General features: G+C 70.8%; 22 protein-coding genes. 9 read left to right on the top strand and 13 right to left on the bottom strand.

Annotated features, from left to right (window positions below; all coding sequences use genetic code 11):
* Positions 1-41: 41 nt before the first annotated feature.
* The 4 genes from IAG44_RS14940 to IAG44_RS14955 all read right to left on the bottom strand — a co-directional run bounded on the left by IAG44_RS14940 (position 42) and on the right by IAG44_RS14955 (position 4,818).
* Positions 42-1,151 (bottom strand): hypothetical protein, encoded by a 1,110-nt coding sequence (locus IAG44_RS14940; protein ID WP_187747614.1) that lies wholly within the window; start codon positions 1,149-1,151, stop codon positions 42-44.
* A 48-nt stretch (positions 1,152-1,199) separates the two neighbouring features.
* The gene (locus IAG44_RS14945) at positions 1,200-2,138 is read right to left on the bottom strand and encodes an N-acetylneuraminate synthase family protein (RefSeq protein WP_187747615.1); all 939 of its coding nucleotides are present in this window, start codon (positions 2,136-2,138) and stop codon (positions 1,200-1,202) included.
* A 14-nt stretch (positions 2,139-2,152) separates the two neighbouring features.
* Positions 2,153-3,373, bottom strand: a complete 1,221-nt coding sequence (locus IAG44_RS14950) for an acylneuraminate cytidylyltransferase (RefSeq protein ID WP_187747616.1) — start codon at positions 3,371-3,373, stop codon at positions 2,153-2,155.
* Positions 3,374-3,507: 134 nt separating this feature from the next.
* A complete protein-coding gene (locus IAG44_RS14955; protein ID WP_187747617.1) occupies positions 3,508-4,818 on the bottom strand; it encodes a DUF6716 putative glycosyltransferase in 1,311 nt (436 codons plus the stop codon).
* A gap of 200 nt (positions 4,819-5,018) precedes the next feature.
* Here IAG44_RS14955 and IAG44_RS14960 point away from each other — a divergent pair, with 200 nt between their 5' ends.
* The 3 genes from IAG44_RS14960 to IAG44_RS14970 all read left to right on the top strand — a co-directional run bounded on the left by IAG44_RS14960 (position 5,019) and on the right by IAG44_RS14970 (position 8,554).
* The gene (locus tag IAG44_RS14960; protein ID WP_187747618.1) at positions 5,019-6,005 is read left to right on the top strand and encodes a glycosyltransferase family 2 protein; all 987 of its coding nucleotides are present in this window, start codon (positions 5,019-5,021) and stop codon (positions 6,003-6,005) included.
* The gene (locus IAG44_RS14965) at positions 6,005-7,321 is read left to right on the top strand and encodes an alpha-2,8-polysialyltransferase family protein (RefSeq protein WP_187747619.1); all 1,317 of its coding nucleotides are present in this window, start codon (positions 6,005-6,007) and stop codon (positions 7,319-7,321) included. The genes IAG44_RS14960 and IAG44_RS14965 overlap by 1 nt, the downstream gene beginning before the upstream one ends.
* 105 nt (positions 7,322-7,426) lie before the next feature.
* The gene (locus IAG44_RS14970; RefSeq protein WP_187747620.1) at positions 7,427-8,554 is read left to right on the top strand and encodes an acyltransferase family protein; all 1,128 of its coding nucleotides are present in this window, start codon (positions 7,427-7,429) and stop codon (positions 8,552-8,554) included.
* 38 nt (positions 8,555-8,592) lie between these two features.
* Here the strand turns inward: IAG44_RS14970 and IAG44_RS14975 are convergent, their stop codons facing one another.
* A complete protein-coding gene (locus IAG44_RS14975; RefSeq protein ID WP_187747621.1) occupies positions 8,593-9,270 on the bottom strand; it encodes a TetR/AcrR family transcriptional regulator C-terminal domain-containing protein in 678 nt (225 codons plus the stop codon).
* Positions 9,271-9,348: 78 nt separating this feature from the next.
* Here IAG44_RS14975 and IAG44_RS14980 point away from each other — a divergent pair, with 78 nt between their 5' ends.
* Entirely contained in the window at positions 9,349-10,674 is a 1,326-nt protein-coding gene (locus IAG44_RS14980; protein ID WP_187747622.1) for an FAD-dependent monooxygenase, read from the top strand.
* 566 nt (positions 10,675-11,240) lie between these two features.
* Here the strand turns inward: IAG44_RS14980 and IAG44_RS14985 are convergent.
* The 8 genes from IAG44_RS14985 to IAG44_RS15020 form a co-directional block, all read right to left on the bottom strand.
* Complete coding sequence (locus tag IAG44_RS14985) at positions 11,241-12,821, bottom strand: acyl-CoA mutase large subunit family protein (RefSeq protein WP_187747623.1); 1,581 nt, start codon at positions 12,819-12,821, stop codon at positions 11,241-11,243.
* Positions 12,822-13,101: 280 nt separating this feature from the next.
* Complete coding sequence (locus IAG44_RS14990; protein ID WP_187747624.1) at positions 13,102-14,346, bottom strand: hypothetical protein; 1,245 nt, start codon at positions 14,344-14,346, stop codon at positions 13,102-13,104.
* Positions 14,346-14,996 carry an RNA polymerase sigma factor gene (locus IAG44_RS14995; protein ID WP_187747625.1) on the bottom strand — a complete coding sequence of 217 codons (651 nt, stop codon included), beginning with the start codon at positions 14,994-14,996 and terminating at the stop codon, positions 14,346-14,348. The genes IAG44_RS14990 and IAG44_RS14995 overlap by 1 nt, the downstream gene beginning before the upstream one ends.
* Before the next feature lie 350 nt (positions 14,997-15,346).
* A complete protein-coding gene (locus tag IAG44_RS15000) occupies positions 15,347-15,529 on the bottom strand; it encodes a hypothetical protein (protein WP_187747626.1) in 183 nt (60 codons plus the stop codon).
* Positions 15,526-16,101 carry an RNA polymerase sigma factor gene (locus IAG44_RS15005; RefSeq protein ID WP_187747627.1) on the bottom strand — a complete coding sequence of 192 codons (576 nt, stop codon included), beginning with the start codon at positions 16,099-16,101 and terminating at the stop codon, positions 15,526-15,528. The genes IAG44_RS15000 and IAG44_RS15005 overlap by 4 nt, the downstream gene beginning before the upstream one ends.
* A 223-nt stretch (positions 16,102-16,324) precedes the next feature.
* The gene (locus IAG44_RS15010) at positions 16,325-16,894 is read right to left on the bottom strand and encodes a hypothetical protein (protein ID WP_187747628.1); all 570 of its coding nucleotides are present in this window, start codon (positions 16,892-16,894) and stop codon (positions 16,325-16,327) included.
* A 465-nt stretch (positions 16,895-17,359) separates the two neighbouring features.
* A complete protein-coding gene (locus tag IAG44_RS15015; protein ID WP_246561729.1) occupies positions 17,360-18,001 on the bottom strand; it encodes a DUF4328 domain-containing protein in 642 nt (213 codons plus the stop codon).
* Positions 18,002-18,112: 111 nt separating this feature from the next.
* Positions 18,113-19,774 (bottom strand): beta-N-acetylhexosaminidase, encoded by a 1,662-nt coding sequence (locus tag IAG44_RS15020; protein ID WP_425508450.1) that lies wholly within the window; start codon positions 19,772-19,774, stop codon positions 18,113-18,115.
* 136 nt (positions 19,775-19,910) lie between these two features.
* Between IAG44_RS15020 and IAG44_RS15025 the strand changes: the two genes are divergently transcribed.
* The 5 genes from IAG44_RS15025 to IAG44_RS15045 all read left to right on the top strand — a co-directional run bounded on the left by IAG44_RS15025 (position 19,911) and on the right by IAG44_RS15045 (position 24,067).
* Positions 19,911-20,468, top strand: coding sequence for a 2-oxo-4-hydroxy-4-carboxy-5-ureidoimidazoline decarboxylase (locus IAG44_RS15025; RefSeq protein WP_187752693.1), 558 nt, complete (start codon positions 19,911-19,913; stop codon positions 20,466-20,468).
* 191 nt (positions 20,469-20,659) lie between these two features.
* Positions 20,660-21,040 carry a succinate dehydrogenase, cytochrome b556 subunit gene (gene sdhC, locus IAG44_RS15030; protein ID WP_187747630.1) on the top strand — a complete coding sequence of 127 codons (381 nt, stop codon included), beginning with the start codon at positions 20,660-20,662 and terminating at the stop codon, positions 21,038-21,040.
* A 5-nt stretch (positions 21,041-21,045) separates the two neighbouring features.
* Entirely contained in the window at positions 21,046-21,528 is a 483-nt protein-coding gene (locus tag IAG44_RS15035) for a succinate dehydrogenase hydrophobic membrane anchor subunit (RefSeq protein WP_187747631.1), read from the top strand.
* A 20-nt stretch (positions 21,529-21,548) separates the two neighbouring features.
* Positions 21,549-23,303, top strand: coding sequence for a succinate dehydrogenase flavoprotein subunit (gene sdhA, locus IAG44_RS15040; RefSeq protein ID WP_187747632.1), 1,755 nt, complete (start codon positions 21,549-21,551; stop codon positions 23,301-23,303).
* Positions 23,303-24,067: a succinate dehydrogenase iron-sulfur subunit gene (locus IAG44_RS15045; RefSeq protein WP_187747633.1), complete on the top strand. Its 765-nt coding sequence runs from the start codon at positions 23,303-23,305 to the stop codon at positions 24,065-24,067. Before sdhA ends, IAG44_RS15045 begins: the two co-directional genes overlap by 1 nt.
* The last annotated feature ends 85 nt before the right edge of the window (positions 24,068-24,152 follow it).

Below are 24,152 nucleotides of genomic sequence, written 5' to 3' on the forward strand. Positions count from 1 at the left end.
CGCCGGCGCCTTCCGCACCGGCACCACAGGAACGTAGGACCTCAACTAACCTTCAGGTCAAGCGAGTTCGCCAGCCGGTGCACATCGCGTGCCGTCCCCGTCACCCCCGAGAGGAACCCCTGGGCGCGCGGCGAGGCACCGGCCGTCAGCCACGCGGGGTCGATGTCGCAGACGGTGACGCGGACGCCGGTGCCGGCGAGCGCGAGCGGCAGGGTGTGGACGACGGTCGAGGGGAAGCTGAGGACCGTGCTGCCGATGGGCCCCCGGCGCGCGATGAGTTCGAGGGGCAGTTCGGGGCGGACGATTTCGAGGCCGGTCTCGGACTGGAGCCGGTGGAGCTTGTCGGTGGCCTCCCGCCGGTGGGCGAAGTAGCGGGCGACCCCGTGCGTCCGCGCGAGCTGCCGGACGGCTTCGAGGTAGCGCTCCGCGTCGACGACTCCCGTCTCCACGAGGGACGTTCCGACCATGTCGGCGCCCTTGGTGACGGTCGGCGGCCCGAACCGCTCCCGGGTCCAGGCGAAGGTGTTCGCCACGACGTGGACGTCCTTCGGCGCGTCCTCGATGGGCATCGCCGAGAACACCTCGACGCGCCGGCTCCCCGTCGGGGTCAGCCGGCGCCGGGCGGCGGAGGAGACCGGCGCGAAGACGAGGTCGCGCGGTCCGGGCCGGCCGCCCTTGCGGTGCCAGCGCACCAGCCGTTCCCCGCGCGCGAGTTGGCCGACGAACTCCATCGTCGCCGTGCCGTCGTCGACGACCACCAGTTCACCCGCCCTGGTGATCGTCAACAGCAGTTGTACGTACCGGGAGAACGGATCCCCCATCACGACCCGCTCCGCCTGCCGCAGCAGCCGCGAGAGCCCGCCAACTGTCCGGAACGGCGCGGCGGTTCCGCCCCGCGCCTCCTCCCAGCGCACGACATGCCCTTCCTCGCGCGCGAGTTCGGACATCCGCCGCAGTTGACCCCGGGTCATGGGGTCGATGGGAGCCAGCACGACGAGCACGAGCCCGTCCGCCGACCCCGCACCAACTCCGCCGCCGGGCGGCGGAGTCGAACCGATTCCCTGAGCATGCGCCCACTCCAGGACGTTGAGCAGCTGCACCGGGCTCTCGACGAACGCGAGCGTCGTGGGTGTGTCGGCGTGCGGGGTCATCCTCGTACGGCCATCCCGTCGTAAGGCGTAGCGGGTCACGGTGGTGGGTCAGACGGTGAGCGGTTCGCCCGCGGCGTCCGCGATCTCGGCCTCGGCGACGACGCCGGCGACGCGGCGCAGCTTCTTCATCGGGCCGAGCTCGGAGTCGTAGACCTTCTTGACGCCGTCACCGAGGGACGCCTCGATGGTGCGGATGTCGCGGACGAGGCGCGCGAGGCCCTGCGGCTCGACGGAGGCGGCCTGGTCGGAGCCCCACATCGCGCGGTCGAGGGTGATGTGGCGCTCGACGAAGGTCGCGCCGAGGGCGACGGCGGCCAGCGTGGTCTGCAGGCCCGTCTCGTGGCCGGAGTAGCCGATCGGGACGTTCGGGTACTCCCGCTCCAGGGTGTTGATGACGCGCAGGTTCAGCTCCTCCGCCTTCGCCGGGTAGGTCGAAGTGGCGTGGCAGAGAAGGATGTTGTCCGAGCCCAGGACCTCGACGGCGTGCCGGATCTGCTTCGGGGTGGACATGCCGGTGGAGAGGATGACGGTGCGGCCGGTGGCGCGCAGGGCGCGCAGCAGCTCGTCGTCCGTGAGGGACGCGGAGGCGACCTTGTGGGCGGGGACGTCGAACTTCTCCAGGAAGGCGACGGCCTCGGTGTCCCACGGGGAGGCGAACCAGTCGATCCCACGCTCCTTGCAGTGCTCGTCGATCTTGCGGTACTCGTCCTCGCCGAACTCCACGCGGTGGCGGTAGTCGATGTAGGTCATGCGGCCCCAGGGGGTGTCCCGCTCGATGTCCCACTGGTCGCGCGGCGTGCAGATCTCGGGCGTGCGCTTCTGGAACTTGACGGCGTCGCAGCCGGCTTCGGCGGCCACGTCGATCAGCTTGAACGCGTTGTCGAGGTCGCCGTTGTGGTTGATGCCGATCTCGCCGCAGATGTAGACGGGGCGGCCGGGGCCGGCCTCGCGCGAACCGAAGCTGCGGATACGGGAGTTGGTGCTCATCGCGGAGAGTTTCCTTACTGGGTGAGGGTGTCGAGCGAGGGTCCGAGGAGCCAGCCGGCGATCTCGCGGATCGCTCCGTCACCACCGGCGTTGGCGGTGACCGCACGGGCCGCGCCCCGGACGACGTCGTGGGCGCTGGCGACAGCCACCGGCCAGCCGACGAGGGCGAAACAGGGAAGGTCGTTGACGTCGTTGCCGGCGTACAGGACGCGCTCGGGCGAGATGCCCTGTTCCTCGCACCACTGCTTGAGCGCGAGGTCCTTGCGGTCGATGCCGTGCAGGACGGGGATCTGGAGTTTGCGGGCCCGAGCGGCGACGATCGGGTTCTGTTCGGTGGACAGGATCAGCAGCTTCTTGCCGCTGCGGCGCAGGGCGGCGACGCCGAGTCCGTCGCCCCGGTGCACGGAGACGAACTCCCGCCCGTCCTGGTCGATCATGACCCGGTCGTCGGTCTGCGTCCCGTCGAAGTCGAGGACGACGGCGTCGACTTCGGCGCCGGTGGGCAGTCCGCCGGCCCGCTCGGAGTCGAACAGGGGCGCCAACGCCCGTGCGCGGGCGAGGTCATGGGGGTCGTCGATCTCCAACACCCGTGCGGGGTCGGTGCGGACGAGTTCGGTGCGGCCGAAGAAGCGGTGGTTGTGGGTGCGGAACCCGGCCGCGTCCATCGCGTACGCGGCGCCGGTCTCCAGGAAGTCCTGCGGCCGGTCCTGGCGCCGGGGCCGGTACGCCTTGTCGTGGTTGACGCCCTGCCCGCCCTCGGTCTCCTCCCGCCACACGAACCCGTGGAAGGCGGCGACGGTGACGGCGGTGTCGGCGCCCTTCTCGACGACGGCGGCGGCGACCCCCTCCACGTCCTCGCGGACGAGGAACGGGCTGGTGCACTGGACGAGCAGGACGACGTCGACGGGGGCCCCGTGCGCCGCCTCGTGGGCGTCCATCGCGTGCAGGACGGCGGCCTCGGAGGTCGCGGTGTCCCCGGCGATGACGGCGGGCCGCAGGACGACCTCGGCGCCCGCCTCCCGGGCGGCGGCGGCGATGCCGTGGTCGTCGGTGGAGACGACGACGTTCGTGACGAGGCGGGCGGACAGGCACTCCCGCACGGCCCGCGCCACCAGCGGCACACCCCCGACCGGCGCGAGGTTCTTGGCGGGCACTCCCTTGGAGCCGCCCCGCGCGGGAATCACGGCAAGCACGCGGCGAACTGAACCAGCCTCAGCCGCTTGCGAGTTGGACATGGGGTGTACTCCTTGTACGAGTTCTTGGAACTTTCCGGAGGAGCCGGTCGCTGCGGGCTCACCGCTCACAGCGGCCCCACCCGTGCCGGAGAGTGCCCCCGTGTCCGGACAACTCCCTTCCCCGGTACCCCCGTTCATAGCTCCCCCATCCGCCGGATGACCGGCGCCACCCGCTGCACCCCGTGCCGGTAGGCCCCGCGTGCCGCGCGCCGGACGATCTGGCGCACGGGTCCCGGGGTCTTGTCGGCGGACGGTGCGCCGGGGAGCGGGGAGCCGTCGGGGGCGAGGTGGTGGCGGGCGAGGATGCCGGGGAGGTAGCCGGGGGCCGTGGCCTGCGTGTAGTACGGCTGGAGCGGCGGGAGTTGGGAGCGGTCGAGGAGTTTCGCGATGCGCGCGCGGGCGGCGTCGAAGGCGTGCTCGTAGCCCCCGTCGGCCGCGACCCCCTGCCGGGACACCCACTCCTCGTCCGCCACCGGCCGGTGTCCCGCGTCGAGTTGTTCCCAGGACGCGAGGCAGCCGGAGCCGACGAAGTGGTGGTTGCCGAGGGATTCGCGGATGCCGAGGTCGGTGAGGACGACGGTGGGGATCCGGCGGTGGAGCGATTCGAGCGCGGCCGTGGAGCTGATGGTGACCAGGAGGTCGGTGCGGTCGAGGACGTCGCCCATGTTCCCGTACACCAGCTGGAAGTTGGCCGGGAGGTCCTTGTTCTGGGCGAGCTTCTGGTAGGGCAACTCCTCGATGTGGGTGGTGTGTTCACCCGGCTTGGAGCGCAGCTTGAGCAGCACCTCGCGCTCCGGGTGCAGGCGTGCGTGCTGAACGAGCCGGTCCAGCAGGTACGTCCGGTCCTTGCGGCTCTCCGGCACGGAGGGCTGCGCGGCGAACACCACGGTGTACGGCTGGTGTTCACCGGTGTAGGGCGCCCCGCCGAGGAACGGCAGCGCGACCTCGGTCACGGCGGAGGCGTCGGCGCCGACCCCCTCGTACACGGCGGTGAAACGCTCCGCGTCCTGGCGGGAGTTGGCGAGGACGAGGTCCGCGCCGTGCCGCAGGAGGAGGCCGTCGGCCAGCTTCTCGTAGACGACGCCGACGTAGCCGGTGACGACGACGGGCCGGGGCCCGTCCCCCCAGACGTGCTTCAGGCCGTGCAGCATGGCCTGGACGCCGCCGCCGACGAGCGACAGGACGAGCAGGTCGTAGCGCTCGCGGCCCATCGCGCGCAGGAACTCGACGGCGGTCACCTCGGTCAGCGAGTCCGCGCTGATGCCCACCTCGGCGAGTTGCCGGGCGGTGGGGGTGGCGCGTCCGCGCAGCAGGTAGCCGTCCAGAATGGGTTCCGGGCCGCTGTCGGGGGTGATGCGCCGCGCGGTGCGGGCTCCCCATTTCCAGCGAGTGTCGGAGTCCGCTAGGACGGCGATCCTGAGAGGCGTAGAAGTACGTGGTGACACAACACGGGAGACTAGTAAAGCAAAATCTAGTCCCACAAGAACCAAGACTCAACAAAAAGTGAACAGAACCCCACCAAGTGACTAACTCGCCCGCTGCCTCACGGAAAGCAGACAGGATGCACGCTTCCGACGCACCGAGTTCACCGCCCGGCAAGATGTCTGACACTTTTCCCGCCGGGACACCTCCTACGCTCACGCAAGTGCCCAAGCTCTCCGTGATCGTTCCCTGTTACAACGTGCAGCATCTCGTCCTGGACACCCTCAGAAGCCTCCAGGAGAACGCGCGCGAGGACTTCGAGTTCGTCCTGGTGGACGACAAGTCGAAGGACGACACCGCGGCCGTTCTGGAACGCGCGGCGGAATCTATTTCCAAGATCTCCGAAGTACAGGTCGTGCGCCCCGAAAAAAACGGAGGGCTGGCCACCGCTCGCAATAATGGCCTGAATGTGGCGCGCGGGGAATACCTGACTTTCCTCGATGGCGACGATTGGTACGCTCGCGGCTTTTTGTCCGAATTGGTGGACGTGATCGAAAAGCTGGGCTGCGATTTCGTCCGAGTCGATCATGTGCAGACGACGGGCCGCGCGCGTTCGATCTTCCGCCACCCCCAGGGCCGCCGGAACGAGGTCCTGGACCCCCGTGACTCGATCCTGCCCGCCGACCGCTCGTCCTCGGTGGACTACCCGTACGCGTGGGCCGGCATCTACCACCGCAGGCTCGTCGACCGGGGCCTGCTGCACTTCACGGACGGTCTGCGCACCGCCGAGGACCGGCCCTGGATCTGGAAGCTGCACCGCGAGGCCGAGTCGTTCGCCGTGGCCGACCTGCACGGCATCTTCTACCGCCGGGGAGTCGCCAACTCCCTCACCCAGATCGGCGATGTGCGCCAGCTCGACTTCATCCGCGCCTTCGACCAGGTGATCGAGGAGACCTCGCGCGACCGCGACGCCGACCGGCTGCTGCCGAAGGCCGTCCGCACGTACTGCGCGATCATCGCCCACCACCTGTCGGAGATCGAGAAGTTCGAGCCCGCGGTCGCCAAGCAGCTCCGGATCCGCAGCGCCGCGGCCGTCCGGCGGCTGCCCCAGGACCTCCTGAAGGACGTGCTCGACACCATGGACATCCAGCGCGCCGCCACCCTGCGGCGACTGCGCCGCAAGGTCACGACAGCGAAGGCGGCCGCCTGATGCCCCGCACGACCCAGCTCTACGTCGCCTCCACGCTGTACGGCGTCGCGACCATCGCCGCGGGCCTCGACGCGGACGTCTTCCCGGCCGCCGACCGCAGGCTGCTGCTGGTCTGCAACAACGCGAACGCCCCCGAAGTCACCACGCCCCTCGACGAGATGCCGGGCTTCGCCCCGCTGCGGGGCCGCTTCGACGGCGTGCTGTCGTGGAACGACGCCATCAGCCCCTTCCACCCGAGCACCTGGGCGCCGCGCGCCGACGACACCGTCCTCTTCGAGCGGTACCTGCGCCTGCTGTGGGACCTCGGCGACGACCGGATCGAGATCGTCCTGGAGTCCATCCAGGTCAACCCGGCCCAGGCGATCGCCTCCTGCTTCACCGGCGCCCCGGTCGACGTCTACGCGGACGGCCTGATGACCTACGGCCCGACCCGCAACAAGATCGACCCGCTGATCGGCACCCGCGTCCGCCGCGTCCTGCACCTCGACCTGATCCCCGGTCAGCTCCCGCTGCTGCTCACCGAGTTCGGTGTTCCCGCGCAGACCCTGCCGACGGACGCCTTCCTCAAGGTGCTGGGGGAAATCGACGACACCGACGAAGAGTTGCCCCGGATTCCGGCCAACTCCGCGCTGCTGCTGGGGCAGTACCTCTCCGCGCTCGACATCCTCACCGTCGACGAGGAGGAGAACCTGCACCTGCGGATGCTGCGCGGGGCGGTGAAACAGGGCCACACCTCGGTCGTCTTCAAACCGCACCCCACCGCACCGGCCCGCTACAGCAAGGCACTTGAGGCCGAGGCGGCGAAACTCGGCGCGGAGCTGCTGGTGCTGGACACCCCCGTCCTCGCCGAGGTGCTGTTCGCGACGGCCGAGCCGGCGCTCGTGGTCGGCTGCTTCTCCACCGCCCTCTTCACGGCGAAGGAGTTCTACGGCATCCCCGTCGCCCGCACCGGCACCCAGCTCGTCCTCGACCGGCTGACCCCGTTCCAGAACAGCAACCGGGTGCCGGTGATCCTCGCGGACGCCCTGCTGCCCGACCTGGACGGCAAGGACACGCCCGTCCCGCTCGACGACCTGATCGAGACGATGGGCTTCGTCATGCAGGCCCAGATCTACCCCCACCTGCGCGCCACCGCCGAGCGCTACCTCAGCACCAGGCTCACCCCGCGCACCCAGCGCTACTTCCGCCGCAGGCGCCTCACCGCCCTCGGCCTGCCCGGCGGCATCCCGGCCCGCCTCGCCTTCATCCCCCGCAACTCGACGGCCCGCAGAGTGGTCCGCCGGGCGAGGGCACTCAAGAAGTCGGTGAAGAAGTAACGCGCGACGGCGCCGGGCCGGCCACCGTGCTCGCCGGCGAGGCGACTTGAGCCCCCGGCGCCCCAACTGCCCTTTGCCCACCTCTCCATGACGAGGGATACCAGCGTGACCGAGACGGCCGTAAGAACCGAGCAGGGCGAGGCGGAACGGATACCCGCACAGCAGCCCGCAGCACCCCGCGTCAACCGGCTCAGGGCGCTCGACGGGCTCCGGCTCGTGGCCGCGCTGATGGTCGCGGTGTACCACTACGCGGGGCGCGGCGCGCAGGTGTCGACCTCGTGGGGCGCCTCGCCGAAGACCGAGTTCCCGACGCTGCACAATTTCGCGACGTACGGGTGTCTCGGCGTCCAGGTGTTCTTCGTGATCAGCGGGTTCGTGATCTGCATGAGCGGCTGGGGCAGGTCCCTGACGTCGTTCTTCGCGTCGCGGGTCTCGCGGCTCATGCCGGGGTACTGGTTCGCCGTGGCCCTGCTGATCGTCGTCATGGCGCTGCCCGGGGTCCCGTTCAAGGGCGTCTCCCCGAGCGACGCCCTGGTCAACTTCACGCTGCTCCAGCAGCCGATCGGCGCCGACCGGGTGCTGGGCGTCTGCTGGACGCTGTGGGTGGAGATCCGGTTCTACGCGCTGTTCGCGCTGCTCGTCGTCATCCCCGGCGCCAACCGGCGCCGGGTGCTGATGTTCTCGATCGGCTGGCTGTTCGCCGTCGCCATCGCGCAGGCCGCGCACCAGCCGCTGCTCGACCTCGTCGTGATGCCGGAGTACGCGCCGTACTTCATCGGCGGCATGGGCCTCTACCTCGTGCACCGCGACCGCGGCGACATCTACGCCTGGGGACTGACCGCCGCCGGGTTCCTCATCGGCCAGCACTACGCCGTCAAGGACCTGTGGAACGCCTCCGACCCGAACGCCTTCGCGCACCGCACGACCTTCGGGATCGTCGCCGTCGTCGCCTTCGGCTTCATCGCCGTCGCCGCGATCGCGCTCGGCTGGCTGAACTGGGCGAACTGGCGCTGGCTGACCGTCGCGGGCGCGCTGACGTACCCGTTCTACCTGGTCCACGAGCACCTGGGGTGGGTGGTCATCTGGGGGCTGCACCGGAAGCTGGAGATCCCGGCGATACCGACGTTCTTCCTGACGATCGGGGGGATGCTGCTCCTGGCCTACCTGATCTACCGGTTCGTGGAGACACCGCTGACGCCGAGGCTGCGGACGGCGCTCCAGAAGGCCCGGTGATCTTCTGAAGGGCCGGTGATCTTCTGAAGGGCCGGTGATCACTCCTTCCCGTACCGTGCGGCGATCCCGGCGATGACGATCTCAAGACCGTCCGCGAAGTGCCGGTCGTAGTCGGCGAAGATCTCCGCCCCGGCCGCCGCGCTCAGCGGGAACTCCGCGAGCCTGCGCGCCCGTTCACCCACGTCGTACCCCTCCCGCCGTTCGCCGGGGAGGGGTACGACGCCCTGTTCCTCGATGACGAACCCGACGGTGTAGCTGGTGGCGGTGGTGTACGCGCGCACCCCGTCGGCCAGCGTGAACCCCGCGTCGAGGAAGAAACGCAGGTTCTCCTCCATGCGCACGGCGTGCTCGGTCCCCGTGAAGCGTGAGCCGCTGAACACCTTCGCCCCGTCGCGGTAGGCGAGCAGCGCGGACCGCAGTCCGGCGCAGGCGCCCCGGATCCGGTCCTGCCAGGTGTCCGCCTCGTCCAGGGCGGTCCCGGCCTCCATCCGCCGGAACATCACCGTCGCCATCTCGTCGAGCAGCGCCTGCTTGTCCTTGAAGTGCCAGTACAGGGCGGGTGCCTTGACGTCGAGCTCCTTGGCGATGGCCCGCAGGGTGAGCCCTTCGAGCCCGACGTCGTTCAGCAGCGCGAGAGCTGTTTCGGCGACGCGGGTGCGGTCGAGGGGGGCGCGGCGTGCGGGCTCACGGCGTGCGGGCTCACGTTCTGTGGTCACGGGGGACAGCTTGACACCTTAACGATGTTAAGGGCGTGCTCGTAGGCACGACCACTTAACAACGTTAAGGCGACGCCCATGCAGCACACCGACGTCCTGATCGTCGGCGCCGGCCCCACCGGCCTGACCCTCGGCATCGACCTCGCCCGGCGCGGCGTCGACGCCCTCATGGTGGAGCGGGGCCCCGCCCTCTCCCCCGGCTCCCGCGGCAAGGGCCTCCAGCCCCGCACCCTGGAGGTCTTCCAGGACCTCGGCGTCCTCGACCCGATCCTCGCGGCGGGCGGCCCCTACCCCGCCACCCTGTTCTGGAAGGACGGCGTCCAGCTCGGCGAACACCAGATGTTCGAGCCCGTGGAGCAGGCCACGGCAGGCTCCCGCTTCACCGCCCCGTGGATGGCCCCCCAGTGGCGCACCCAGCGGATCCTGCACACCCGACTGCGCACCCTCGGCGGCCAAGTCAGCTTCGGCCACGAGGTGGTGACGATCCATCAGGACGACGACGGTGTCACCGCGTCCTTCGCCGACGGCACCACGCTCCGCGCCCGCTACGCCGTCGCGGCGGACGGCGGACGCTCGGCCCTGCGCCGGGCCGCCGGCATCGGCATGACCGGCGACGGCGCCCCCGAGTCCGACCCGTTCCTCGTCGCGGACGTCCGCGTCCCCGGCCTGAGCCGCACGCACTGGCACGTGTTCCAGAGCGAGGCGGGCCTCCTTGGCCTGTGCCCGCTCGCCGGCACGGACGAGTTCCAGCTCTTCGCCCAACTCCCGTCCGACAAGCCCCTGTCGGACGCCGTGTCGGCGGAGACGGTCACCGCGCTCCTGCGGGAGCGCACGCACCTCACCGAGGCGGCCGGCCTCGGCTGGCACTCCGTCTTCCGCCCCCGCACCGCCCTCGCCGACCGCTTCCGCGCCGGCCGCGTCCTCCTCGCCGGCGACGCCGCCCACGTCCATCCGCCGTCCGGCGGACAGGGCCTCAACACCGGCGTCCAGGACGCCTACAACCTCGGCTGGAAACTCGGCGCAGACCTCAAGGACCCCTCGCTCGGCGTCCTCGACACCTACGAGGAGGAGCGCCGGGCGATCGCCTCGGACATGCTCGCCCTCGCGACGGCCGTCCAGCGCGGCGAGGTGCGGCGCGGCCGGTCCACCCATCAACTCGACCTCAACTACCGCGAGTCGAGCCTCACGCGGGAGACGAGGACCGCGCCGGCCGGGCTGCGCGCCGGGGACCGCGTCCCCCACACCCTGCACGGGCTCGACCTCCACGCCCGTATCCAGGGCCCCGGCTGGAGCGAACCCACCCTCCCCGAGGGCGTGTTCCTCGTCCGCCCGGACGGGTACGTCGGCTGGGCCGGGGACTCGCGTGAGGGGCTGGCCGAGTATGCGGCGGGGGTGGGCGCCTGAACTCACCTCGCCGCGAGCCGAGTTGAGTGGTGGGCCGACCTCGCCGCAGGCCGGGGTCTCACACGACTCACCCCGCCGCCGACCAAGGTCCCACGCGGCTTGCCTCGCCGCAGGCCGAGTCGAGGGGTGGGCCGGCATCGCCGCCAACCGAGTTCTCACGCGACTCGCCCCACCGCAGGCCGAGTTGAGGGGGTGGCCCGGCCGTGCCGCAAGCCGAGGTCTCACGCGACTCGCCCCGCCGCCCACCCAGTTCTCACGCGACTCGCCCCACCACAGGCCGAGTTGAGGGGTGGCCCGGCCGTGCCGCAAGCCGAAGTCTCACGCGACTCGCCCCGCCGCCCACCCAGTTCTCACGCGACTCGCCCCACCACAGGCCGAGTTGAGGGGTGGCCCGGCCGTGCCGCAAGCCGAGGTCTCACGCGACTCGCCCCGCCGCCCACCCAGTTCTCACGCGACTCGCCCCACCGCCCACCCAGTTCTCACGCGGCTTGCCTCGCCGCCGACCGGGGGCTCACCCGGCTTGTTCCGCCTCCGGGCGGGGGCTCACGCGTCGGCCGGCGCCGGCATCAGAACGCGTCCGACGGTACGTACGTCCCCCACACCTCGCGCAGCGCTCCGCAGACCTCGCCCACGGTCGCCCGTGCCCGCAGGGCCTCGCGCATCGGGTAGAGGACGTTGTCCTCGCCGGCCGCAGCCTTGCGCAGGGCGTCGAGTGCCGCGTCCACCGCGCCCTGGTCGCGCTCGGCGCGCAGCTTCGCGAGCCGTGCCGCCTGGCGGGCCTCGATCGCCGGGTCGACGCGCAGCGGCTCGTACGGCTCCTCCTCGTCGAGCCGGAACCGGTTCACGCCGACGACGACCCGCTCGCCGGCGTCCGTCTCCTGCGCGATCCGGTACGCGCTGCGCTCGATCTCCGCCTTCTGGAACCCGTGCTCGATCGCGGCGACCGCGCCGCCCAACTCCTCGATCTTGCCCATGAGTTCGAGGGCGGCGGCCTCGACGTCGTCGGTCATCCGCTCGACGACGTACGACCCGGCGAAGGGGTCGACCGTCGCGGTCACGTCGGTCTCGTACGCCAGCACCTGCTGCGTGCGCAGGGCGAGGCGCGCGCTCTTGTCCGTGGGCAGCGCGATGGCCTCGTCGAAGGAGTTGGTGTGCAGGGACTGGGTGCCGCCGAACACCGCGCCGAGGGCCTGGACGGCGACCCGGACAAGGTTCACCTCGGGCTGCTGCGCGGTGAGTTGGACGCCGGCGGTCTGCGTGTGGAACCTCAGCATCAGCGACTTGGGGTTGCGCGCGCCGAACTCCTCCTTCATCACGCGGGCCCAGATCCGGCGGGCCGCACGGAACTTGGCGACCTCCTCCAGGATCGTCGTCCGCGCGACGAAGAAGAACGAGAGGCGGGGCGCGAAGTCGTCGACGTCCATGCCGGCGGCGACGGCCGTGCGGACGTACTCGATGCCGTCCGCGAGCGTGAACGCGATCTCCTGCGCGGGCGAGGCGCCGGCCTCGGCCATGTGGTACCCGGAGATCGAGATCGTGTTCCAGCGGGGGATCTCGGCGCCGCAGTACTTGAAGATGTCGGCGGTCAGCCGCAGGGAGGGCTTGGGCGGGAAGATGTACGTCCCCCGCGCGATGTACTCCTTGAGTACGTCGTTCTGGATGGTGCCCGTCAACTTGCCCGCCTCGACGCCCTGTTCCTCGGCGACGAGCTGGTACATCAGCAGGAGCAGCGCGGCGGGAGCGTTGATCGTCATGGACGTGGAGACCTGGTCGAGGGGGATGCCGTCGAACAGGACGCGCATGTCGTCCACGGAGTCGATGGCGACGCCGACCTTGCCGACCTCGCCGGAGGCGATGGGGGCGTCGGAGTCGTGGCCCATCTGGGTGGGGAGGTCGAAGGCGACGGAGAGGCCGGTGGTGCCGTTCGCGATGAGGTCGCGGTAGCGGGCGTTGGACTCCGTCGCCGCGCCGAAGCCGGCGTACTGGCGCATCGTCCAGGGGCGGCCGGTGTACATCGAGGGGTAGATACCTCGGGTGTACGGGTACTGTCCGGGTTCCCCCAGCTTCTCCGCCGGGTCCCAGTCCGCCTGGGTGTCCGGTCCGTACACGGGGTCGATGGGGATTCCGGACTCCGACTCACGCGTCATGGTGCCGCTGCCTCTCGCCGAGCTGCTGGTACGCCGCCGGACCCGCGATGGGGTCCCGTCACCATCTTGGCTCAGGGGAGTTACGGAAGGACAAAGGGCGCGGGCGGGACCGGGGGAACGTGTCCCGCCCGCGCCATGCGCACGGAGCCGTAGGTACGGGGGGAACCCCCGGCTCCGTACTGAGGGCCGATGACCAGTCGGCTCACTTGTTACTGCGCCGGACCCCCGAAAAACGTCACACCCTCGGCGAAAAAACTTCGGACCGAGAAGAATACGCAGCTCAGGACGCTGTCATCGGCGCGGCGTTCCCGTGGGGGCGTGCCCCGCCGCCACCGCCGTGTCCGCCGCCGGACTTCCCGCCGTCGCTCCAGGAACCCTTGCTGCCGTCGGAGGACCCCCCGGACCGTCCCCCGGACTTGCCTCCGGAATCGCTCCCCGGGCCGACGCCGCCACCACCCCCGCTGCCCCCGCCTCCTCCGCCGCCGCCCCACCCCTGCTGGCCCCCGTTCCCCGAGCCCCCGCCGGATCTCGACCCGCCGGTACCCGTAGTACCCCGGGTACCCCCGAAGCCGCCGCCTCCGTAGCCACCGCCCGCAGCGGTCCCGCCACCGGAGCCCTGGCCCCCGCCGGCACCCTGACTCCCGCCCGAGGCCGCACCCCCGCCTCCGCCGTAACTCCCCTTGTCCCACTGGTCCTTGAGCACACCGGCGCAGTAGGCGGGCACCCGGTCCGAGCCCCCGGCGGCGCCTTCGAGCGACTTCCGCCGCTGCCCGTCGACGGCCCGCCCGAGCGCGAGATCACGGCAGACGGCGGCGTCAAGGGCCTCGTCCCGACGACCGCCCCCGGCCGTGCCCGCGCTACCCGTGACCCCCGTAGTACCCGTAGCCCCCGTAATACCCCCGGCGGTGTCCCCACCCTGAGAGCCACCCCCGGAACCCGTAGTACCCCCCGTACCCGTAGTACCTCCGGCGCCACCCCCCGGCCCCGGCACGACCTGCCCCGAGCCGCCCCCGTCCTCGGCCCCGGACGAAGCACCCCCGCGCTCCCCCGACCCGGTCTCCCGCGCGTCGGGCGTCGCACCGGCGGAGACGGTCGCCCCCGGCTCGGGCGACCCCCCGCCCGACCCCACCCCGGCGACGACGGCCGCGCCCCCGGCGACCCCGAGCACGAGCACGGCGGCAAGACCGAACCGGGCAGCCCGCCGGCGCCGGGACACCGCGGGCCCGGCCACGGGCACCCCGAGCCGCACGACGTCGCCCACCTCGTCGACGTCCCCGACCGGCGCCGCCGCCAGGGCCGCCGCGTCCGCCTTCTCCGCGCGCACCTTGCGGAACGCGGCCAGCGCGGCGGCCTCGCCGGGCAGCTCCTCACCGTCGTCCGGGGCGGCGGGCGCCAGGGACGCCAGCGTGTGCGCGAGACGCGCCGCCCGCTCACGGGCCGCGGGCTCGACGGCGTCGGGCGACTCCCCGCTCAGCAGACGTTCCGCCGTGTCGCGGTCCAGCCACCTGTACTGCTCGTCGGCCATCACATGTCCTTCTGCGTCCGCGCGCACGCATGCGTCACACCCGACGACGGTACGGTCCCCGACCGGCCCGGCAGCGCGTCGAGCACGCCCGACGCCTCGGGGTCCTCTCCGATCAACTCGGCGAGCTTCCTCAGACCGCGGTGCGCGGCGGTCCGTACGGCGCCGGGGCGTTTGCCCAGCGTCTCGGCGGCGGTCTTCGCGTCGAGTCCGACGACGACCCGCAGCACGACCGCCTCGGCCTGGTCCTGCGGGAGCCGCGCGATGAGGGAGAGCGTACGGCCGGTGGCAAGCGCCTCGATGGCCTCCCCGGCGGTGTCGGACTCGGCGGCGCGCCCGCTCAGCTCGGTCTCGTCGCCGACGGTCGCGGGCCGCCGGCCCCGCATCCGGATGTGATCAAGAGCACGGTTGCGGGCGATGCGGGCGGCCCAGCCCCGGAAGCGGTCGGCGTCGCCGGTGAACCGTTCCAGGTCCCGGGCGATCTGGAGCCACGCCTCCGACGTCACGTCCTCGGCGTCCGCCTCGCCCACCAGCGTCCGGACGTATCCGAGCAGCCGGGGATGCACGGCGCGGTACACAGCACGGAACGCGTTCTCGTCCCCGTCCTGCGCAGCGAGCACCGCGGCAGTCAGCTCCGCGTCGTCCCCCAGCACCCCGGCACCCTGGTCCCTAGCTCAGCCGATCGATGAATGTCCCGCCGATGGTCCCCACAGCACACGGCGGTGGTCCAGCCGCCCTGCTGTCCGGCGCGAAAGGCACGTTACGACCTGAAACCGCGCCCCGTCCACGCCGGTCCACCCCTCGCACACCCCGGGTGTGACAGAAACCGCCCCCGCGACGCTGAACAGAACACGGGCCGCCGCGCGACCCGTACAGCGACGACCGGGGCCTCTCCTGTGGGGGGTGGCGGCCCCGGTCGTTGCCTGCTCCCGCCGGGGGTGGGGCTGGTCCTTGGGAGCTACTGCTTGAGGACTGCTACTTGAGAGCCAGGAGTCCCTGAGGGCTACGGCGTGCCGTCGCACGGTGCCTCGTCCTCCCGCCGCCAGTCGTCGCACCGGCGTGTGGGTGCGGTGAGAGCGCCGGAGTCACGGGCGTCGCGGAAGGCGGCCAGGGCCTCGGCCTCCGCGGCGGCGTCGGGGCCGGGCGGGGTGAGGGCGGCGGCGAGCAGGCGGGGCAGGTCGGTCATTCGATCCCCAACTCCCGTGCGAGGCGCCGCAGTCCGCGGTACGCGGCGGTGCGGACGGCACCGGGCCGCTTCCCGAGGACGCGCGCGGCGGCGGGCCCGTCGAGCCCGACGACGACTCTCAGCAGGACGGCCTCGGCCTGGTCGGGCGGCAGCCCGCGGACGAGGGCGAGGGCACGCTCGGTGGACAGCGCCTCGGCGACCTGGTCGTACGTGTCGTGCGGGGCGACGGGGTCGGCGTCCTCGATCGCACCGCCCCGTAGGGGACGTGCCCTGGCCCGGCGCAGGTGGTCGAGCGCCCGGTGCCGGGCGATGGTCGCCGACCAGCCCCGGAACCCGGCGCCGTCCCCACGGAACCGTCCGAGGTCGCGGGCGATCTCCAGCCAGGCGTCGGAGGCGACGTCCTCGGCCTCGTCGCCCACGATCCCCTTCAGGTACCCGAGCAGCCCCGGCTGCACGAGCCGGTACACCACAGCGAACGCCACCTCGTCGCCCTCCTGGGCACGGGCGACAGCCACCCCGAGCTCCCCGTCGAACGCCGCCTGAGGGCGCCGGGGTTCCCCACCCTGCCCCACCACAAGTCCCCGTTGATGCCGTTGCCCGTCCGAGGGCGACGACCGCGCGGCCCACCCCCGTGGGACCGCACCGGCCGCCGGTCCGCGACGCGGCCCTCACTACCCCCAGCGACGAACGCCCCAAATCCATCACAGGGTTAACGTGTGGAACAGGTCACACGGGGCCTCCCCCGCACCGTCGTTCAGCGGAGGTATCAGCAACTCGCCGCAGGGATCGGCTCGTTCAGGTCGTCTCCACCACCCGCCCCCGTCGGGAGACGACCGCGCGCAACACCCTCCGCCCCTCCGTGGAGACGTCCAAGGCGCGGCGGAGGCCGGTGGGGCCGTGGGTGGCGATGACCTCCAACACCGTGGCCTGGCGGCGGAGTTCGGCGATGACGAGGGGTGGGAGGCCGTCGGTGCGGCCGTCGCGGGGGATCTCGCCGGGATGGTGGGCGGGGTCGAGGGTGAGGTGGATGCGAAGGGCGGCCCGGGAACAGGTGTCGGCCCAGTCGCGGACGGCCTCGCCGATGCGGTCGGCGGGGGCGGCGTCCAGCATCGACCGGGCGAGGAGGGCGGCCTCGCCGCTCTCGGGGGCGGCGCCGGTCTCCGGGACGGTGTCCAGTTTCGCGGCCGTCTGCTGGAGCAGGGACGCCCACTCGCCGGCGTCGCCGCCGGACGCCAGGTTCCCCCACAGCGGGCGCAGGACCTCGTCGTCGCCGCCCAGGAGCGACACGCAGCGATCCAAACAAGCCAACCCGCTCGCGGCCAGCCCCAGTTCGTCGGCCCCCGCCAACATTTCGACCAGGTTCATCGACTTCTCCCTCCCCTGGGCCTCACCCCCGCAACGAAGCCCGTACGTCCCTATGGCGCCCCAGTCTCACAGGGCCACCACCCGAAACGCCAGGCCAACCGGAACGGAGATTTCCAGCCAAGTGTGGGAGGGGGCGGGGTACGGAGATCTCACGGTCGCCGGACGAAGGCTCGACGACCCCCGCCGACAACTCGCCCGACCGGAGCGCGTCAACTCCCCGACCGGCGCACGGCCGCTCCCTGACCGGCGCGCACCGAGCCTTCGTCCGACGCCCGTCACACCCATGAACCGGCGTTCAGGCACCCCCAGCCCCAACGCCGCCTCACCCACGACCGGCGTTGCACCAAAGCCCTCGCCCGACGCCCGTCACACCCGTACCCGGCGTTCAGACCCCCGCAGCGAACGCCCGCCACCCCCCGAACCGGCGTTCACCCCGCCCGAGTTCGACGACCCCCGCCCTTCAACTCACCCCATCCGAACCGGCAGCGCCGCCGTCCAAGCCCCCGCCAACGCCTTCTCGTTCTGCATCCGGGTGACCCGCAGCACGACGAGGATCGCGAGGACCCCCGCGACAGCCTCCACCGCGTCCGTGACCATGGTCATCCCGGTCAGCCGCCGGAGTTCGGCGGCGGTGTCCGCGTGCCGGACCATCGCGGCCCCCACCCGGCCGGCGAGAAGCCAGAGGATCCACGCCGCCCACCACACGTTGACGAGCGCGGGGGACACCGTCCGCCCGAGCGGCGCGCTCGCGTTCCAGACGTCGACCATCAGGCGCCGGGGGAACCAGAGGTTGACGACCGGCACGAACCAGGCGCCGATGACCCACCCCCGCGCCTTGGCGTGCCCGCCCGGCTCGAAGACCTCCCCGTTCACCCGGACCCGCCAGAACCAGCAGAGGTAGACGACGACGGCGGCGATCAACAGGGGCGTCTGGATCATCGCCGCCAGATTCGTCAACCGGTCCGCGTCCTCGGCCCGTTCGACGACGTCGACCCCGGCCGCGAGGTCGTCATAGACGCCGTACGTCACACCCCCCGCCCACAGTGAGAAGAACTGCCCCGCGACAACGGCCCCCAGCAGCACGGCCGTCGCTCTTCCCAGCCCCACCGGCGAACGCAACCACACAACAGACATCAATCCCCCCGAACTTACCGAAACAAGTCAAATGAATTCCGGGCCTCCCCAGACCCGGAACGCGTATTCTCGCACGGAATTCCCTCAGCTCACCCGCCCGGCCAACTCCCGGAACCGCGCCCAGGAAAGCTTCGGCTGCCGCGCGTCCCACAGTTTCTGGGCAGTCGCCCGAAGCGGCATCCGAATCCCCGCGGCGACCTGAGCCTGGGTCTGCGAGTTCGACAGATCGCACCAGACGGCGAAAACCCCGCCGAGAATCTGCGAGTCGTAAGTGGCGGGAACCTCGGTGGTCCCCCGCAGCACCCGGGGATTCCACCGCTCATAGATCCGCTGCCCCGTCGGATAGACGAAGGTGTTCGGCTCCCCGAGCACGTAGTAAAGGAACTCGTCGTTGTAGTTGACGACTTGCCGCCCGGCGGCGAGATATTCGACCGGTTTGCGCGCCCCGATCTCCTTGCCGGTCCAGTAGGCGACCTGGATCCCCTGGTCCGCCTGGACGCTCGTCCCCTGGTAGAACCCGTCGTTCCAGGCCCGCACGGTCCGCCCGGCGACCGCCTTCGCACGGTCGTTGAGCCACCCGGTGGCGAGATCGGCGACGCCCGCGCCGGCGCCGTACTCGTCGCGCGCGGCGGTGGCGAGCTGCGGATAGAGGGCGCCGGGATTCGGCACCGTGAGCGCCTGGTACTCGTCGCCGCCGAGATGCCAGTCGGACCCGGGGAACAACTCGGCGTATTCACCGAGGAGTTCGTCGACGATCCGCGCGGAGGCCGCCTTGGAGATGTCGATGGCGCCTTTCGTGGGCACCCCGTTCACATTGCGCAGCCGCAATTCCGGATGCGCGGCGAGGACGGCCCCGAGATGCCCCGGCGAATCGATCTCCGGCACGATCTCGATGTGCCGGGACGCCGCGAGCGAGACGATCGACCGCACCTCGGCCTTGGTGAGATGAACCTTGGAGACGACCTCCGGATGCGTGTCGGAGGCGATCCGGAAACCCTGGTCGTCGGAGAAATGCAGCCCGAGCTGATTGAACTTCAGATCGCCCAGTTCCCGCACCCGGTCCTCGATCCAGGCGGCGCTGAAGTTCTTGCGCGCGATGTCGAGCATGAACCCGCGGACGGGCTTGGCGGGCGCGTCCCGTACGACCCCCTCCGGCGCGCCCCCGCTGCCGCGCACCTCCTGCTTCAGCGTCCGCGTCCCGTAGAACACCCCCGCCTCGGACGCCCCGCTGACGATCACCCTCCCCCCGCTCACCGTCATGCTGTACGACTCGGCGGGCCCGTCCTCACCGAGTTCGAGACGTACGTCACCGGCGCGCGCGTCGGCGGCCTCGCCCCCGTACGCGATCCCCAACTCCCCGGCGATCAGCCGTCCTTCGTCGGCGAGCCGGGAGTCGTCGACGACGACCCGGTACCCGGCGGCGGGCCGCCAGCCGGGCCCCCGCGCCGGGGTGTGCGAGGTGACGGCGGGGACGGTGCGGGGCGCGGTGGACAGGGGGTAGGAGGACGGGGGCCGCGTACTGGGCGAGGTACCAGGGGTACTACGGGTCTCCCCGGACGCCGAAGCCCCCGTCGACGACCCCGAGGACGCCCCGGACGACCCCGAGGACCCGGACGTCGAGGCCCACACCCCGATCCCCACCCCGAGCCCGACCGTCACCACGAACGCCCCGGCGACGACCGCGCCCCGCCGTCCGCCGGCCCCGCGCCCACCGCTCTCGCGCCTGCCGCGCCTGTGCCTGCTCACGCCGCCAACCTATGGCTCACGTCCGACCACCCGCCGTCCACCACACGTTCCGAAACTCTCCCGATCGAGTGAAATTCGGGCAACTGTCGGACACACCCCGACCACTCTCGATAACGTGACGCCACACCAGCCCCCCGTGACACGAGGATCACCGCTGCCCGCCCATCGCGTGGCCATACCGGCCCTACCCGAACAACCCACACCTACGTACACGCGCCTCACCGCGTTCAACGCCGCGTCCCCGGCAGAGGCGTACGCCCTCCTCCTCACCTGCCTCCACAGCGAAACCTGGGCAGCGAGAGTCGCGACCCACCGCCCGTACCCCACGCTCGAAGCACTCCTGGCGGCAGGGGACGAGGCGGCGTACGACTTGACGAGGGGGGATCTGGCGGAAGCGCTGGCGGCGGAGAAAATGCCGCAACTCCCGCCAGAGACATACGTAGCAGCCCACATGGCGCTGAGCGCGGCACACGCGGCATACGAGTCGAAGTTCGGCCACTCGTTCGTCATCGCGGCCGAAACCATCGATCACACCCTGGAAGCCATCCGGTCACGTTTGCTGAACGATCCGGAGGACGAACGGGTACTGGCGGCGGACGAACTCCGCAAGCTCGCAAAGCAACGGTTGTCCAGTGCCGTCAGGGGCGCGGGGAACTGCGCGACCAGCCACAACGGCGCCGCACCCGGCACATAACAGGACCCACCACCCCGGATGCCACCACAGTTCACCCATCCGCGTGCCACTTCGATCACGCCGGTAGGCCCGCCGTAAACCCGCGCTCACCGCGTAGCTAACATGCTGGGGGCCGGTGGACCGTACCCGGCCGGGCCAGACCGACAGCACAAGCCGGCAGGCCCCGACACCCCGCTCCCGGAGGGACTTCCGTGCCGGCTGGAACGCTGTACCGCGGCCGGGAAGGAATGTGGTCCTGGGTGGCTCACCGAGTCACCGGCGTCCTCATCTTCTTCTTCCTGTTCGTTCACGTGCTGGACACCGCTCTCGTCCGTGTCTCCCCCGAGGACTACGACAAGGTCGTAGCCACGTACAAGACCCCGATCGTCGCGTGCCTGGAGTACGGCCTCGTCGCCGCCATCCTCTTCCACGCGCTCAACGGCCTGCGCGTCATCGCCGTCGACTTCTGGTCCAAGGGCCCGCGCTACCAGAAGCAGATGCTCTGGACGGTCGTCGGCCTGTGGGTCGTGCTGATGATCGGCGCGATCTACCCCGTCCTCGGCCACGCGGCCCGCGAACTCTTCGGGAAGTGACACCGATGGCCACCACCGAAACCACCGCGTCCGGCATCGGCCCCGTCGAGGGCGGTTCGCTGTACGACGTCGACAACCCGGCCCCGTACATCGAGGCCCCGCGCAAGCGCACGAAGAAGACCCCGAAGTCGACGAGGGGCAACTTCGAGCTGGCGGCGTGGCTGTTCATGCGCCTGTCCGGCGTCGTCCTGGTCGTCCTGGTCATCGGGCACCTGCTGATCCAGCTCGTGCTGGACGGCGGCGTCTCGAAGATCGGCTTCGCGTTCGTCGCGGGCCGCTGGGCCAGCCCCTTCTGGCAGGTCTGGGACCTGCTGATGCTGTGGCTGGCGATGCTGCACGGCGCGAACGGCCTGCGTACGGTCATCAACGACTACGCGGAGCGCGCGAACACCCGGCTGTGGCTCAAGGGCCTGCTCTACACCGCCACGGTGTTCACCATCCTGCTGGGCACGCTGGTGATCTTCACCTTCGACCCGAACATCCGCTAGGCACGGGGCTGCGACCAATCATGAAGATCCACAAGTACGACACCGTCATCGTCGGCGCCGGCGGCGCCGGTATGCGCGCGGCCATCGAGTCGACGAAGCGCAGCCGCACCGCCGTCCTGACGAAGCTGTACCCGACCCGCTCCCACACGGGCGCCGCGCAGGGCGGCATGGCCGCCGCGCTGGCGAACGTGGAGGAGGACAACTGGGAGTGGCACACCTTCGACACGGTCAAGGGCGGTGACTACCTGGTCGACCAGGACGCCGCCGAGATCCTGGCGAAGGAGGCCATCGACGCCGTCCTCGACCTGGAGAAGATGGGCCTGCCGTTCAACCGGACGCCCGACGGGACGATCGACCAGCGCCGGTTCGGCGGGCACTCCCGCAACCACGGCGAGGCCCCGGTGCGCCGCTCCTGCTACGCGGCCGACCGCACCGGTCACATGATCCTCCAGACGCTGTACCAGAACTGTGTGAAGGAGGGCGTGGAGTTCTTCAACGAGTTCTACGTCCTCGACCAGCTGATCACCGAGGTCGACGGGGTCAAGCACTCCGCCGGTGTGGTCGCGTACGAGCTGGCGACCGGCGAGATCCACGTCTTCCAGGCGAAGGCCGTGATCTACGCGTCCGGCGGCACCGGCAAGTTCTTCAAGGTGACGTCGAACGCGCACACGCTGACCGGTGACGGGCAGGCCGCCTGCTACCGCCGGGGGCTGCCGCTGGAGGACATGGAGTTCTTCCAGTTCCACCCGACCGGCATCTGGCGCATGGGCATCCTGCTGACGGAGGGCGCCCGCGGTGAGGGCGGCATCCTGCGCAACAAGGACGGCGAGCGCTTCATGGAGAAGTACGCGCCGGTCATGAAGGACCTCGCGTCCCGTGACGTCGTCTCGCGCTCCATCTACACGGAGATCCGTGAGGGCCGCGGCTGCGGTCCCGAGGGCGACCACGTCTACCTCGACCTCACGCACCTCCCGCCGGAGCAGCTGGACGCGAAGCTCCCGGACATCACCGAGTTCGCGCGCACCTACCTCGGCATCGAGCCGTACACGGACCCGATCCCGATCCAGCCGACGGCGCACTACGCGATGGGCGGCATCCCGACGAACGTCGAGGGCGAGGTCCTGTCGGACAACACCACCGTCGTCCCGGGTCTGTACGCGGCCGGCGAGGTCGCCTGTGTCTCCGTGCACGGCGCGAACCGCCTCGGCACCAACTCGCTGCTCGACATCAACGTGTTCGGGCGGCGGGCCGGCATCGCGGCGGCCGACTACTCGAAGACGGCCGACTTCGTCGAACTCCCGGAGAACCCGGCGCAGTTCGTCGTCGACCAGGTGGAGCGGCTGCGCGCGTCGACCGGCAACGAGCGGGTCGCGGTGCTGCGCAAGGAGCTCCAGGAGACCATGGACGCGAACGTCATGGTGTTCCGGACCGAGCAGACGATCAAGACGGCCGTCGAGAAGATCGCCGAGCTGCGCGAGCGCTACAAGAACGTCTCGGTGCAGGACAAGGGCAAGCGGTTCAACACGGACCTCCTCGAAGCGATCGAGCTGGGCAACCTGCTCGACCTCGCCGAGGTCATGGCCGTCTCGGCGCTGGCCCGCAAGGAGTCGCGCGGCGGTCACTACCGCGAGGACTACCCGAACCGCGACGACGTCAACTTCATGCGCCACACCATGGCGTACCGCGAGGTCGGCGACGACGGCACCGAGTCCATTCGTCTCGACTACAAGCCGGTCGTGCAGACCCGCTACCAGCCGATGGAGCGTAAGTACTGATGGCAACTCCCGTTCTGGACAAGGTGGAGGCGGAGGCCGCGGCCTCGGACCACCTCATCACCGTCACGTTCCGCGTCCGCCGGTTCAACCCGGAGGTCTCGGCCGACGCGACCTGGGAAGACTTCCAGCTGGAGATCGACCCCAAGGAGCGCGTCCTCGACGGCCTCCACAAGATCAAGTGGGACCTGGACGGCACGCTGACGTTCCGTCGCTCCTGCGCGCACGGCATCTGCGGGTCGGACGCCATGCGGATCAACGGCAAGAACCGGCTGGCCTGCAAGACGCTGATCAAGGACATCAACCCGGCCAAGCCGATCACCATCGAGCCCATCAAGGGGCTCACGGTCCTCAAGGACCTGGTCGTCGACATGGAGCCGTTCTTCCAGGCGTACCGCGACGTCATGCCCTTCCTGATCACGAAGGACACGAACGAACCGACGCGTGAGCGGCTTCAGACGGCCGAGGACCGCGAGCGGTTCGACGACACGACGAAGTGCATCCTGTGCGCGGCCTGCACGTCGTCGTGCCCGGTCTTCTGGAACGACGGCCAGTACTTCGGCCCGGCGGCCATCGTCAACGCGCACCGCTTCATCTTCGACTCGCGTGACGAGGCGGGCGAGCAGCGCCTCGAGATCCTCAACGACCGTGACGGCGTGTGGCGTTGCCGCACGACCTTCAACTGCACGGACGCCTGCCCGCGTGGCATCGAGGTCACGAAGGCGATCCAGGAGGTGAAGCGGGCGCTGATCACGCGCCGCTTCTAGCAGTTCCCGCGAAGGGCCCCGCCGCTCCGGTTCACTCACCGGGGCGGCGGGGCCCTTCGCATTGGCCTGATGCGTCAACTCACCT

This window comes from Streptomyces roseirectus (assembly GCF_014489635.1).
GTDB classification, from domain to species: Bacteria; Actinomycetota; Actinomycetes; order Streptomycetales; family Streptomycetaceae; genus Streptomyces; species Streptomyces roseirectus.